Below are 14,531 nucleotides of genomic sequence, written 5' to 3'. Positions count from 1 at the left end.
CCCACGGACGGCCGGGCCCCACCCACGAGTTCGCGGTCGCCGGGACGGCACCGAACGACGGGTCAGCGCCACGGCGCGGGCCGCCGCGACGGCCCGGGGCGCCGGCGGCCCGGGACCGGGGCGGTCCGGCGTCACCGCCCGGGCCGACCATAATGGGAATCCTCAGCGACTCCACCTGGAGGTACCGTGGCCGGTTTCCGTACCCTGAGCTCCGGGCTCCGCGCGCTGCAGCCCGAGGCCTTCGGCGCGGACCCGAGCGGTGAGCGCCTGGCGCGCATCCGCAGATCGCCCCACTTCAAGGACGGGGTCTTCCAGAACCCCGGCGGCCCGACGCGCACCCGCCCGTCGGGCTCGACCCTCGACTTCGCCAAGGTGTACTTCGACCAGGACTCCCGCACCCGCCGCGCCCCCGCGGGCACGGTCCCGGTGCACCCCACCACCGTCGCCGACCTCGCCGAGCCGCCCGCCACGGACCTGCGTCTGACGTGGCTGGGCCACTCCAGTGTGCTCGCCGAGATCGACGGGCATCGCGTGCTGTTCGACCCGGTCTGGGGCGAGCGCTGCTCCCCCTTCCCCTTCGCGGGCCCCAAGCGGCTGCACCCCGTCCCGCTCCCGCTCGCCGCCCTGGGCCCGGTCGACGTCGTGGTCGTCTCGCACGACCACTACGACCACTTGGACATGCCGACGATCAAGGCGTTGGCCGGCACGGACACCCTGTTCGCCGTCCCGCTCGGCGTCGGCGCCCACCTGGAGCACTGGGGCGTGTCCGCGGACCGGCTGCGCGAGCTGGACTGGCACGAGGCGACCAAGGTCGGCGGACTCACCCTCACCGCCACCCCGGCCCGCCACTTCTGCGGGCGCGGCCTGCGCAACACCCAGCACACCCTGTGGGCGTCCTGGGTGGTGGCCGGTGACGAGCACCGGATCTACCACAGCGGTGACACCGGTTACTTCGAGGGCTTCCGGGACATCGGCGCCGAGCACGGCCCGTTCGACGCGACGATGATCCAGATCGGCGCGTACTCCGAGTTCTGGCCCGACATCCACATGACGCCCGAGGAGGGCCTGCGCGCCCATCTCGATCTCCAGGGCGGCCCCGAGGGCGTGCTCCTGCCCATCCACTGGGCCACGTTCAACCTCGCCACGCACGGATGGGCCGACCCCGGTGAGGGCACCCTGGCCGCCGCGCGCGCGGCCGGTGCGCCCCTCGCGCTGCCCCGGCCCGGCGAGCCCTTCGAGCCGACCGCCGGGACCGTCCCGGCCGAGCCGTGGTGGCGGGGCGTGGCGCGGGCCCCGGCGGGCGGCCGGTGGCCGGTCGTCGAGGTGGTGACAACGGCCGCAGCCCCCACGGAGGGTGACGGACCGAAGGGCGCTGCGGAGGGCGGCGAGGCCCCGGAGGCGGTTCCGGCGGGCTGAGCTAGGAGGCCCTGCCCGGCCGGGCGCGCGGCCGCCCGTCGGGACGCCGGTGACGCACGCGGACGACGTGCGACCGGGGCGGACGAGCGGGACACCTCAGAGGCCAGGGGCGGGCGGCCGCGGGCCGGGCAGGGCGGAGGGACGCGGACGGGCCGCGTCGATGCCGTCGAGGCGGGCGAGCGCCCTGCACACCTCGTCGACGTCCTGCCGGCCGAGGCACTGGTGGTGGGCCAGGTGGTTGCGGGCCTTGTGCAGGGCCTCGCACAGCGTCCCGAGCAGATCGGTGGGGGAGCCGGAGAAGAGCTTCATGAGAAAGCGCAGCTCGGAGAGCTCCATCAGGGATGCCGAGGACGGCACGCGGTAGTCCCTGCCCTGACCACGCAGCCGGTGGCGGGCGCGGTCGCGCAGGCCCTGCACACTCATCCGGTTCAGCCGCAGATAGGCGTCCTGCAACTGGCTGCGGCCCGAGGCCAGCAGCGGGTAGATGACGCGCAGTTGCGCCCGCCATACCGCGGTGCGCAGGTCTTCGGTCAGCCGGTGTTCCGCCGGGCCGCCGCCCGAGGAGCGCAATCGGTCGGTGATCCGGACGTGCAGCCGCCCCTCCCAGGCTTCGACGGCGCCGTCGGCCCAGGCATCCCGCAGGTTCTGCCGGGGAGCGGGGGTGACGGGTTCGAGGTGGCAGTCGGCGGCCGGGGCCTCCGCAGGGCCTTCCGAGGAACGGCACAGAGCGTCCCGTACGGACTTGACCACGGCCTCGTCGCTCTCCCAGACGCCCAGACCGGGAAGGGCGAGCAGGGCGGGCAGCAGGGCGAGGTCCGGGCCGGCCAGTTCGGTCGCGGCTTCTCTGCGCAGCTGTGTCCGCACGGCGCGGGTGTAGGCGTCTTCGGCCGGCGAGACCGGTGAGACCGGTGAGGCGGACGGGACCGCCCGCGGGTCGCTGGCCGGCGGCCCGTCGCCGCCGGCGGTGACGCGCTCGGCCAGGAACGTGGGGGAGGGCAGGGTGGCCTCGGTGTGAGCGGCGGCGGTGAGACCGTCGAGCCGTCCCAGGACGCCCCACCACCAGTGGATCCGCACCGTGTCCGCGTCCGAACGGGCGGGGAGGTCCGCGGGAATGTCCCGGTACCGAGCGGCGAGCAGCAGACGCGGGGTGCACTCGGCGGGCGGCGGCTCCGCCCGCACCTGATGGGTGAGCCGCTGGTACAACGCCACCAGGCCGTCGAGATCGGGCTCGAGCCAGGAGCGCGCGCTGACGAACCAGCGGGCTCCCGTCCGGCCCCCGGTGAGCAGCGTCTCCAGGACGCGCTCCAAGGGGTCCTCGTCCTCCGTCGGCACCCGTGCCTCCAGGGCGTGCTGGAGACGTGCGCCGAACGACGGGACCGCAGCGAGGCCGTGGGAGCCGCCCGGAGCCGGTGGGCCCCAGATGCTGCGGCGAGGTGGGTGCTTCCCGGTCCGCGGCCCGGGAACCACCGTCTCCGTGAGCTCGGCGTGCACGTTCTCGACGCGGGCGCCGGCCGTGCCGGCGACCACCTCGGCGAAGAGCCGGTCCGCGGTGCCGTTCTCGACCAGGTGATCGGGGAAGATCCACAGGCAACTGCGACCGTGGTGCAGGTCACGGGCGACGGCGCCCATGTGATCCCGGACGCCGGGCAGTCCCGCCGTCAGCGGGTGGCCGGCGGCCGCACGGTAGCCCGGCACCGCCGTCCGCGCGTCTTCCGGATCCGCGGGCGCCGCACGCGGATCCGGCGGCGTGTCACTCGGCCGCATCGCCGGCGCCCGTGGAGTGCAGGGTGCGAAGCGCTGTGCGGACGGCGGAGTCCAGCAGGAGCCCTCCGTCCTTGACCGGGTCGAGGACCTGAAGAGCGCTCAGTTCCCGCTGCAGGCGCTCGGCGGCTTCCAGCGGAGGTCCCTCCTCGGGGGTGATGCGTTCGGCGAGCAGCTCGGCGACGTCCGTCAGCGGCAGTCCCTCGCTCCGGTCGTCGAGGGAGGCGTACTCGACCCAGTCGCGCGCGATCTCCACCTGCCGTTCGGTGAGACCGACGGCGTCGATGAAAGCCCGGGCCAGCAGCGGATCCCTCAGACGGTCCCGTCCCCAGGCGCAGGCGTCGGTCCGCTGCATGGAATGCGAGGCCGCCCGGGCGACCACGTCCTCCACCAGCTCAGGCCAGCCTCCGGTGGCGGCGATGAGCCGGTTGCGCTGATCGGGCGTGTCGTAGACGCACTCGGGCCATGCCCGCAGCGATTCGACCGTCCAGCGCTCCATGCGCACCACCTGGTCGCTCTCGGAACGCAGGTCGTCCTGACGATTGGAACGCAGCAGGACGGAGCGCAGCCGCTCGGCCAGCTCACGCCGCCCGAGGCGGGCCTCCACCTCGGCGCACTCGGCTTCGTCGGCGTCGAGCAGGTCGACCACCAGCAGGGACGGCTTGCGGGTCTCCGCACCCGGAGCGGAGTTGCGGGTGATCCACTCGCCCAGCTCACCGGGCCGCACGCATTCCACGTGAGCGGTGCTGTCGTGCGCCCGGTCCTCGGCGGCGCTGCGGCGGGTCCTGATCTCGCTGACCTGGTCGGCCGCGAGTTTGGAACGCAGGGCGTCGACCAGCCGGGCGCTGCCGAGCGCCGGGCTGCCGAACACGGTGACGGGGCCCGTGCCCTGGGTCAGTACGGCGATCCGGCCGTCGGTGAGCGGGCTGAACCGGCGCAACCCGTCGGTTTCCAGCTCCAGCGTGCGCCGGGCCTGGAGCGGGTTGTACTCGTAGGGGGCGTCGAACTCGGCGGTCTTGAGCTCGCGCTCGATGTCGTCCACGGTCCACAGCAGGTTCACCATGTTCGGGCTGCGCATGGTGTAGCTGCGGCCTTCGGGCCCTTCCGGGGACTCGACCAGGATGCCGAGGCCCACCATCTCCCGGAGGTAGCCGGCCGTCACCTGCTCGGTGTGCTCGGGGAACCCCGGCTGCCACACGGCGGCGGCCTCGTCGTGGATGGTCCGGGCCGAGTAGGTGGCCGCGTAGCTGTCCTGGATGGCCATCCGGGCGGTCACCAGGCTGAGCACCCGGTAACGGTCCTCCAGGTTGACGGTGATCCGCAGCTTGTCGCGCAGTCCGTCCAGGACGGCCCGAGCGGTGATCACCTGTTCCACGTCCTCCTCGGTGATGAGCACGGGCGGGTGTGACTCGGTGCGCTCCAGCCGCTGGCGCAGCGTGGTGACGAGCGTGCGGCACACGAGCTGGATCAGGGGCGGGTAGTAGTTGGTCGCCGCCAGCAGCCGCCATACGAGGTTGCGTTCCTCCTCCGACGGCCCGAAGACGAAGCCGAGCGCGGTGAGCGGCTCGACGACCAGGGACCGCGCGGAGTCCGGATCGAGGGGGCCGATGAGCACGTCCACGCCGCCCTGCACGGTGGGGGTGTTGGACATGGTGCCGAACCGCTGCACCTGGTGCAGGCCGGCGAAGACCGGCTTGAACCGGCCGGCCGTGTCGTCGCGGAGTTGACGCAGCGCGCGCAGCACTACGAAGTCGGAGGTGCCGCCGCGAGTGGCCACCTTGTTGGAGTCCGCCGTCAGGAAGGGGTCGGCCTCGTCCGCCAGCAGCAGCACCCGGCGCACGCTGTTGGCGTCGAGCCAGTTCTTGATGGAGTGGGCGATGACCTCCGGCCCGGCGTTGCGGCCCAGGCGGGCCGTCTCGCGGGCGAAGCCGGGATGCCGGTCGAGCGCCGTCCGCAACTGCTGCCAGATGCGGTCGGGCCCCTGGGACTCGCCGATGCCCAGGCCCCGCAGGTCCATGTAGACGGCTATCTCGTTCTCCCTGCCCTGCCACTCCGCCTCGATCCGGCGCAGCAGGGCGGACTTGCCCAGCTGCCGGCCTCCGTACAGGAACATCCCGCCGCGGGGGTCGAGGACGGTCGCCTCCTCCGCCGTACGTCCGTAGAACATCTCCCGGGGGACGACACCGGCGTCCTGGTAGGGGTTGGTGCGGTTCCAGGGCAGGGTGACGCGCTGGAACCGCTGGAAGGATCCGTACGCCCGCGCGGCCATCCAGCCGATGACGACGTGGTCGACGACGAGCGTGGGCGTGACGTGCTGGGCCAGCGCGGCGGCGAACCGGAAGCGCTGGGCCAGTGTGAAGGCCTGGGGGCAGAGCAGCAGGGTGGGCCTGAGCTGGTCCTGTCCGGTGAGCAGGTCGGCGGGGCTCTGACCGGTGAGGGGCCGGGTGGCGAGCAGGACCTGGAACACGCCTCCCGATCCGGAGCCGAATTCCGGCACGTGGGAGGCGACCCGGTTCATGTCGCAGGAGACCTCGTAGCGCAGGACTCCCTGGAGCCCGCTGGCGCCCTGGTCGGCGCGTACGCTGTGCGCGTTCAGGCCCAGCAGCCGCAGTACGCTCTTGAGGTCGGTGCTGCGCTGCCGAGTGGCCCCGGACCGCCGGTCGTGGATCCTCTCCCAGGCCTCCAGGGCGACCTCGGCCTCCGCGCTCTGGCGGTCACGTCGGGACGCGCGCCGTGCCAGATAGCGCGCGTCCGCATTCTCCTTGGCCATGCGGGAGGTGTCCGTGTTGAGCAGGCTGACGAAGCCACGCAGGTCCTCGGCGACCAGGTCGCGTTCCTGCGGGAGCCGGTTCTTCTGCTCCGCCTCGGTGATCAGCTCCGAGGCGGTCGCCCAGTCCTTGCGTTCCAGCAGCCGGCGGACCCGCTGCTTGTCCTCCTTGCCCAGCCGGGTCTTGTCCAGCCGGTCCTCCAGCGCGGCCTGGTGGGCCTTGATCCGGTTCACCGACGGCCGGCGCAGTTCGTCCGCCTGGCGCAGCAGTGCGCCGTAGTCGACGGCTGTTCCGGAGGCCCTCAGCGCTTGGTGCCGGCTGGACAGCGCGTCCAGCTTGGTGCGGATCCGCTCGTCGTCGGCGTGGGTGAGGTTCTGCCGTCGGGCGGTCTCGAAGTCCGCGATCGCCATCTCGATCCGGTGGCCGAGCTTCTTGTTCCACAGGAGGCACTGCTCCTGGAGGCGGTCCGCGAGTTCCGCGGGGAACGGCTCCCGCGCATCCAGCAACGCCGACTCGGCGTCCAGCAGTTTCCGCGCCAGGTCCAGGCGCCCGTCGGCGGCGTACGCCTCGAACGCTTCCTCCGCGGAGGGCGGACTGTCCAGCAGCCGAACGACCGCCGGGTACGCCGCGGGGTCCGCGTGCGCCGGTACGCCGTCCGCGTTCCTGGGCAGTTCGGGTGCGAGGAGCAGCCAGGAGGGGTCCGGCTCGGTGGTGGGCCGGCTGCCGTCCCCCGCCGGGCGCACGGGCTCCTGGCCGCCGCTGTCGTGCGAGGGATGCTGGATCCAGGCGGCCAGCAGTCCGACCGCCGCCTCCTCGACGCAGAGGGGCTCCCGCGCCGCGATCTGCCCCGCGAGACGGAACAGGTCGGTGTGCGGGGTGGTCCGCGACGGCTGCGAGGCCGCCGTCTCGATCTCGGTGACCGCGGTACGCAGCAGTGCGGCGACCTCCCGCACCGAGTCCTGCAACGCGACCAGCGCCTTCGCCTCGATCGGCTTGCGGGCCTGGCTGCTGGACCGGTAGCGCCGGTCGGTCTCCTCGATGACGCTGTCGACCTGCCGGGGCTTGGCCAGTCCCGCGGCGGCCTTCCTGATGGCTTCGACGCATTCCACGCCGTCGTCCAGCGCGCCCCAGGCCACCACCGCCCGGACGCCGGTGCCGAGCACCGTCTTCTGGTCGAGCAGGTGGTGCAGCACATTGGTGGCGCGGGGGTAGGAGGTGCTTCGTACGGCGAAGTCCTCGATCAGCGCCTGCGCCTGTTCGCCCAGCTCCGCGCGCCTGGTCAACACGGAGTCCGCCCCGCCGGGTTCCCCCGTCGTCAGGAGCGGACGGCCGCTCCCCAACGCCTCGCACGCCTTGTGTACGAACTGCTGCCACGGCTCGTCGAGCGTGACCCGCTGCAACAGGTCGCGGCGCAGGTCGGTGCCCCAGCCCTGGGCGAGGGAGCACCTCAGGTGGGCGACCAGCGCGGTCGCGCACGCCGGGCCGTCGGGGAAGACCAGGTCTCCGTCGTCGGTGCTGGTCAGCTGTGTTTCGAAGACGGACTGCACCTGCCACGGATCCTGCTCCGCCGCGAAGGCCGCCGCCAGGTAGGCCAGGGTCCGCGCCCGCCCTTCCGGCTCGTCGGAACAGTGGGTCAGCCAGTACGCCCTGCCGAGTTGCCCTGTCCGGACCAGTCGTGTCGTCCGGTCTTCCCGCCATGGGCGGCGATCGTGCTCGGGCTCCTCCCCGGCTGCTTCGCCCTCCGTCGTGTCCGCGTCTGCCGCTGCTCCGGTTCTGCGCTTGCGCAGGACGCCGTTGCGGGTCCGGCGCGGGGCATCGTCCGTGCTGCCGTCCTCTGTGCTGCCCTCCTCCGTGCTGCCCTCCTCCGTGCTGCCCTCCTCCGTGCTGCCGTCCTCCGTGCTGCCCTCCGTGCGGCCGTCCTCCGTGCGGCCGATGGGAGGAGGGGCGGACTCCGGGGCCGGCGCGGGCACGGGCGCCTGGACAGGGGACGGGCCGGCACCCGGCCCACCCTGTCCCGCCCCGGTGACCGGGAGGGAAGCGAACGGGCTCGAGATCTTCGGGGCACTCGTGAACTCGGACGGCACCCCGCCGAGGACGTAACTGCCGCTCACATGCGTCGGCAGGGCCGCCTGAGTCCTGCGCTGGACGTCCTTCGGCCGGGTCTCGCCGCCGGAGCGGGCGGGTGCGCCGCCCTCCGTCTGACGCGCGGTGCCCGCGGCTGGCGCTTCCTCCCCGGCGCGCGGGGCTTCCTCCGCGGCACCGGAGGACTCCTCGGGCCCCTCCTCCGCCGGCCGGCTCCCGCCGCCGGATCCGTCGGTGCCGTCATCCTGCGTCCCGGGGGATTCCGGCAGCTCCGCGCCCGCGCAGTCCTGGTCGGCGGGATCCGGGTCCGAGAGGTCCTCCAAGCGGGCGAGATCCGCGTGCAATTCCGCGATCAGCGTACTCAGCGCGACGCGGCTGCGGTCGAACCTGGCCTCCTCGAGCTGAGCGGTGAGATCGGAGATCTCCGCACGGATGGCTTCCGCTTCGGCGTCCACGCGACGGCCGAGGGCCGCGCCCAGCCCGGTGAGGGACCCTCCGGCAGAGTCGGCCGGCAGTGCCGGCCCGCCCAGAGCGGTGATGGCCTGCTCCAGTTCACGGAATCCCGCGCGGAACGCCCGCAGAGCTTCGTCCACCCGCTGGTCGGGCACCGTGCCGGCCCGTACGACGGCGGCGGTGCGCTCCAGGAGCCCGGCCAGTTCACCCGCGCCGGCCGTGAGCCGGGTGAGCCGGCGCCGCAGTTCCTCGAGTCCGTCCAGGTCCTGTACGGATTCCTTCTCCACGCCGCCCCCGGTGTGCCGGTCCATTGCCGTACCCCCGCCTCCCGGCCGACGGGCAGTCCGTGCAACAGGGTCCCCCGGTGCTCGCCCACGCCGGCATGCGTCCGTGACGGGTGCGCCGCACGTTACCCAACAGCTGTGCCGTTCGCCAGGAATCTACGAATATGTTGCTCCGGGCGGGAAGCGGGGGCTCGCAGGCGCGGCCCGTTCCGCGGGACGCCGGCACCGCGCGACGGTTCGGGGCGAGGGTGCCGGGCGTCGGTGACGGGCGGTCAGACGGAGCCGTCGGTGTCCCAGGTGGTCAGGAGGTGCTCGAGTCCACCCGTCACGGTCGCCTCGGCCAGGACGTGTTCCTGGCCCGGAGCCGCCGGGCCGAGTCCCGGGAAGCGGGCGAGCGCGGCGAGGTAGACGCTCAGTTCGAGTCGGGCGAGCGCGGCGCCCAGGCAGTAGAAGGTGCCGTGTCCGAAGGCGATGTGCGGATTGGGGTGCCGGCGTATGTCGAAGCGCTCGGCTTCGGGGAAGACGCGTTCGTCCCGGTTGGCGGACTGGAAGGACAGGACGATCAGGTCGCCCGCCGCGACCGTGGCGTGCGGCAGGGGGATGTCGGAGCGCGCGTAGCGGGGGATCCAGCTGCCGCCCGGGACCGCGAGGCGGAAGATCTCCTCCACCGCCCCCGGTATCAGCGCCGGGTCGCCCGTGAGGGCCCGGAGCTGCTCGGGGTGGTCGAGGAGGTAGGCGGTGCCGTGGACGATGCGCGTGGAGATGGTGTCGTAGCCGGCGAGGAACACGTCCAGGACGGCGTCCGCCCACTCCTCGCGAGCGAGCCGGTGGGCTCCGGGCCGGGCGAGTGCCAGGTCCCTGACGAGGGTGTCGTCCGCCGTGGAGCCGTGGGCCTCGGCCCGGACGTCGTCGAGCACCCGGTCGATCCGCTGCCGGAGGGCGTCGCGACGGGCGGCCGCCTCCCGGGCCGTGCCGTGTGTGCGCGCCGTGTCGGACCACGCGACCAGAGCGGGTCGGAGGGCGTGCGGGAGCCCCAGGAGGTCGCAGACGACCGTCGCGGCGAAGGGCTGCGCCAGACCCGTCCGGACGTCCATCGGCGGCCCTTCGGCGAGCCGGTCCGTCACGATGCGCCCCAGCACCTCTTCCACGTGCGGCCGGAGCTGCGCGACGTGCCGGCTGCTGAAGTGCCGTGACAGCGTGTGCCGCCAGCGGGAGTGGACCGCGAACTCGTCCGCGTGACCGCTCTGCGGTTCCATGAGCGCGGCGTCCCACAGGCGGGGCGCCCGCGCGGGGTCCGCGTGGGACTTGCCCACGCGCGGGTCACCGCACATGGTCCTCACACCGTCGTGGCTGGTCACCAGCCACGCGCTGTCCCCGGTGGAGGTGGGCAGGCGGTCGATGCCCGGCCCCTGGCGCAGGACCGGGAACTGCGGGGGCTCTCCCAGGTCCGCCGGACAGCGATAGGGGAGAGCGGCCTCATCGTGCGACTCGTCGGCCGTGACCACCGCTGCCCTCCCCGTTGTGGCGCGATCTCTCAGCGATCTCTCAGCGCGGTCCCTCAGCGTGATTCCGCTACTTGACGGTCTTTCAGCTCTCCGGCGCGTACGGCGGTGTCGACGATGGCGCGGGTGACGGTGGGCAGGGAGTCCGGCTGCACCGCGAGGAAGAGGTTGGGCTCGACGAGTTCCAGCTCCATCACGGTGGGCCGGCCGTTCTCGTCGTCCACCATGTCGACGCGTGCGTAGAACAGGCGCTGTCCGTCCGGTACCACCGACAGGGCGCTCTGGGCGACCTCGACCTCGTGCTGCGTGGGGTTCCACGGCTCCAGGCCCGGGTGGGCGACCTTGCGCTGGTCGAACGGGACGTTCGGCGCCAGTACGGCGTTCTTCCGGATGGCGTGCAGCAGGGCTCCGTCGAAGAAGACCAGGGCGCGTTCGCCGCTCGAGTCGATCGCCGTCATGTAGGGCTGGACCATCGCGGTGAAGCCCTCGCCGTGCATGCGGCGGATCTGCTGGAGGGCCGTGTCGCGGTCGGCCGGCTGGTACCGGGCCGCGTACCGCGCGCCCGCTCCGACCGCGGGTTTCACCACGAACTCGTGCGACGCCGGGAGCGTGGGCTCCGTGCCCGGGGCGACGTAGTGGGTCCTCACCACCGGGACCTTCGCCTCCGCGAGGCGGGAGAGGTAGTACTTGTCCGCGCTCCAGCGCACCACGGACGGCGGGTTGAGGAGCGTGGTCAGGGAACTGACCCGATCCACCCATTCCATGAATTCCGCAGACCGCCAGGTGTAGTCCCAGGTGGACCGGATCACCACGAGGTCGAATTCCTCCCAGGCGGCTTCCGGGTCGTCCCAGTTGACGGAAACGGCCTTGACGCCTTCGTCGTTCAGGGCCGCCAGAAGCAGCGGCATGTCGTGATCGACGTTGATCTCCGGGCGCGGCCTGGTGGTCGCCAACGCGATCTTGACATCCGGCATGACTCATTCCTTACTCGGGACGACATGACGGGAGGCACGCTACTCGCGAGCATGGAAGTTCACTGAACCTTCCCGAACCGGAATCCACCCTGTGCTATCCGTGACGCCGGATGCCGCGGTTTCCGGTGCTCACCCATTTCACTCTCACGGAATGATCGGAAGTTGACGCCCCGACAATCGTAGGTGTCCTGCGTGCCGCCTGGCTATCGGCATGACCATTATTGGCGGAATCCAGCCGCTTTTCGGCGCTGTGGCATGGTCATTTTTTCCGCCCTGGTGTACGACGTTCGCTGATCTTTTCCAGGAGATCCACCGCGTTTCTCGTCTCCGGATGGTCGTCGCCGAGTACGCGCCGATAACGCCGTACGGTCTCCTCCTGGAGGTCCGCCGCGCGGTCGAGCAGGTTCAGGTGCAGCAGGATCTCGCACAGGGCGTGCCCGGCGCGCAGACTCTGCGGGTGGTCGGCGCCCAGGATCTGCCGGGAGCGGACGAGCGTCGTCTCCTGGAGGGCCAGGGCCGGTTGCAGACGCCCCAGCTTGCGCAGGATGGTCGCGTAGGAGACGGCCGCACGGAGCGTGTAGGGGTGCTCCTCGCCGAAGGTGCGCCGGCAGCGTTCCAGCGTGTCCTCGTCCAGCGCCCGCGCCTCGGCGTACTCGCCGAGGGCGATGAGGTCGGCCGCGAGGTGGTTCGCCGACCGCAGGGTGTCGGGGTGGTCGTCGCCCAGGACCCGCCGGTAGCGGGCCAGCGTGTCCTCGTGGAGCCGTCTGGCCTCGTCGTGGTGGCCCAGCGTGCCGAGGTCGACCGCCAGGTGGTTGGCGGAGTGCAGCGAGTGCGGATGGTCCTCGCCGAGCACCTGGCGGTACGACTCGAGCGTCGCCGCCTGCAAGGCCCTGGCCTCCTCGTACCGTCCGAGGAGCCTGAGGTTGATCGCCGAGCCGTGGGCCAGCCGGAGGGAGTCGGTGTGCTTCAGGCCCAGGACGCGCCGGTACCGCGGCAGCGTGTCGTCGTACAGGACCCGGGCCTCCTCGTAGCGGCCCTGTTCGCGCAGGGCGCGGGCGAGGCACCGGGTCACCCACAGGACGTGCACGTCGTCGGGGCCCAGGTCGCGCAGCCAGGCCTCGCGCAGGGAGCGCGCGAGCCGGTCCCCGGCGTCCGCGTCGCCCCGCTCGATCAGGTACCACGACGTGTCGCAGGAGAGCGTGCGCAGGTGCGGGTCGGTCGGGGTGGTCGGCTCCACGGCGAGGAGGTGGGGCACGATGCGGGCCCATTCCGGCCAGGTCGCCGGGTCCTCGGGGTCGCCCGGACGGTTGGCGACCAGTAGGGCGCGCGCGTGGCGGCGGACGCGCTCCCGCGAGCTGGCGGGCAGCAGGTCGCGGATCACCCCCTGGACGAGCCGGTGGAGCCGGACGCCGTCCCGGTTGCTCTTCGCCAGGCCGAAGCGGACGGCCGTGCCGATGGCGCGGCGCAGGAGCATCTCGTCGCCCGCGACCTCGGCGAGGGGCGCCAGGGCCTCGTCGTCGCCGGTCGTGATGTCGTCGACGGCCATGAGCCAGCGCACCGGAATGGACTCGGGGGCGAGCAGGGCGCACACCCGCACGGTGGTCAGCCCGATGGGGTCGGCCCGGGTGAGCTGGTCGAGGCTGAGCCCGATCACCGCGGCCAGGGACCGCGGGTAGTCCCCGGCCTCGCCCTCGCTCAGCAGGGCGGCGGGGTGGGTGTGCAGCAGCTGGACGTAGTCGCCGACCTCGGTGGCCGTCTCGGCCAGGAAACCGCCGGCCTGGCACAGGGCGAGGGGGAGGTAGTCCAGTTCCTCGGCCAGCGACTCCGCCTCGCTCCGGCTGAGTTCGGGGCAATGGGCCTGGAGCAGGGCGACGGACTCGGACTCTCCCATGACGTCCACCGGCACCGTCGCGGCGACGCGTTCCCAGCCGCCGGCCCGCGACGTGATGAGTACGTGCCCCGGTCCGCCGGGCAGCCACTCGGAGACGGCCGCCCGCTCCTCGGCGTTGTCGAAGATGATCAGCCAGCGGTCCCGGCCGCGCAGCTGCGACTTCACGACGGCGGCCGCCGTCGCCGTGTCGGTGCCCTGCTCGACGAGGCCCAGCTCGACGGCGAGCGCGGCGATCTGCTCGCCGACGAGCGAGGGGTCCTCGGCCGCGACCCACCAGACGAGGTCGTACGCGTCGGAGTGCCGGTGTGCGTACTCGACGGCGATCTGGGTCTTACCGACCCCGCCCGGTCCCCGTAACGTCTGGACCATGGAGGGACCGCCCTGCCCGAACCGCTGCCGGAGCGCGCGCAGGATGTCGTCCCTGCCGGTGAACTCGGGATTGCGCGGCTCCAGGTTCCAGATCGCGGGCAGCGCGCCCGCCACCCGGCCCCGGGAGGCGGTCCGGTCGAGCCGCTGCTCCGTGACGTCGGTCCCCACCAGGACCAGGGGCTCGGAGCCGCCGGCCGGCTCCGGCCGCGCGGCGCCCGGCGACGGCGGCGGGGGCGGCGCGGAACGCAGGGCGGCGAGGAGCTGCTGGGCGCCGAGCGTCTCGGTGTGGTCGACGCCCAGCTCCTTCACGCACTCGCCGGCCAGCAGCTCCGCCGCCGTCTCCGCGTCGCCGTACCGGCCCTGCGCGATCAGGACCTCGACGACGCCGCGCTGCGCGCGGACGAGGATCTGCACGTCGGAGGCGGGCGGGACCCGCTGCAACTCGACCGCGGTGGCGTAGACCGCCTCCGCCTCCGCCCAGTGAGCCTGGCGTTGCAGTGCCGCGCCCACGGCCGTCAGCGTCCTGGCGGCCTGTTCGAGGGCCTGGCTCTGCTGTCGCAGGCGGGTGCGCAGTTGTGATGTCTGTTCTTCCAGTTCGCCGATCCGCTTCCTGGTGTGGACCACGAGTTGCGGAGGGTGCGCCTCCCGTCCCTCCGTCGGCTCGGTGACCTTGTATTGCACCGCCAGCCGATTCCAGGTGTTCTCCCACGCCTGCATCTCGCCCGGCTGGATTCCGCACAACTCGACGAAGGTCAGCAGAAAGGCCTTGCTGGGAAACCTGCGTCCGCGCAGAACCTCGCCGAGTGTGGTGCGGGGCAGTGCCCGTCCCCTTCCCAGGGCGGCGGCGGATTTCTCGAGATCTCGGTACGAAGGGCTGTCGGCCCTGGCGCGGAGCATGCGCAGAAAACGCGCGAGATCCTCTGTGCTGTTGGCCGGAGAGGGATCGATACGGCCCTCTGCCTCGTCATTCATTGGCTCCCCCGACTTCGGGGACGCTGTCCGGCAGCGTCCCGAAACGTCCACCAGGATAG

General features: G+C 72.6%; 6 protein-coding genes. 1 reads left to right on the top strand and 5 read right to left on the bottom strand.

Features of this window, described 5'->3' with window-relative positions:
• The first annotated feature begins 186 nt into the window (after positions 1–186).
• On the top strand, positions 187–1,416 hold the full coding sequence (locus ACZ3KJ_RS31810; RefSeq protein WP_467532043.1) for an MBL fold metallo-hydrolase: 1,230 nt from the start codon (positions 187–189) through the stop codon (positions 1,414–1,416).
• 96 nt (positions 1,417–1,512) lie between these two features.
• Here ACZ3KJ_RS31810 and ACZ3KJ_RS31805 read toward each other — a convergent pair whose 3' ends face one another.
• The 5 genes from ACZ3KJ_RS31805 to fxsT all read right to left on the bottom strand — a co-directional run bounded on the left by ACZ3KJ_RS31805 (position 1,513) and on the right by fxsT (position 14,472).
• Positions 1,513–3,111, bottom strand: a complete 1,599-nt coding sequence (locus ACZ3KJ_RS31805) for a hypothetical protein (RefSeq protein ID WP_467532041.1) — start codon at positions 3,109–3,111, stop codon at positions 1,513–1,515.
• 55 nt (positions 3,112–3,166) lie between these two features.
• Positions 3,167–8,791 (bottom strand): hypothetical protein, encoded by a 5,625-nt coding sequence (locus ACZ3KJ_RS31800; RefSeq protein ID WP_467532039.1) that lies wholly within the window; start codon positions 8,789–8,791, stop codon positions 3,167–3,169.
• A 245-nt stretch (positions 8,792–9,036) separates the two neighbouring features.
• Positions 9,037–10,269: a cytochrome P450 gene (locus tag ACZ3KJ_RS31795; RefSeq protein ID WP_467532037.1), complete on the bottom strand. Its 1,233-nt coding sequence runs from the start codon at positions 10,267–10,269 to the stop codon at positions 9,037–9,039.
• A 53-nt stretch (positions 10,270–10,322) separates the two neighbouring features.
• Positions 10,323–11,240: an ATP-grasp domain-containing protein gene (locus ACZ3KJ_RS31790; RefSeq protein WP_467532036.1), complete on the bottom strand. Its 918-nt coding sequence runs from the start codon at positions 11,238–11,240 to the stop codon at positions 10,323–10,325.
• 259 nt (positions 11,241–11,499) lie between these two features.
• The gene (fxsT, locus tag ACZ3KJ_RS31785) at positions 11,500–14,472 is read right to left on the bottom strand and encodes an FxSxx-COOH system tetratricopeptide repeat protein (protein WP_467532034.1); all 2,973 of its coding nucleotides are present in this window, start codon (positions 14,470–14,472) and stop codon (positions 11,500–11,502) included.
• Positions 14,473–14,531 lie beyond the last annotated feature (59 nt).

The organism is Streptomyces sp. NPDC003248 (genome assembly GCF_055563235.1).
This window is presented reverse-complemented; position numbering and strand designations above follow the sequence as displayed.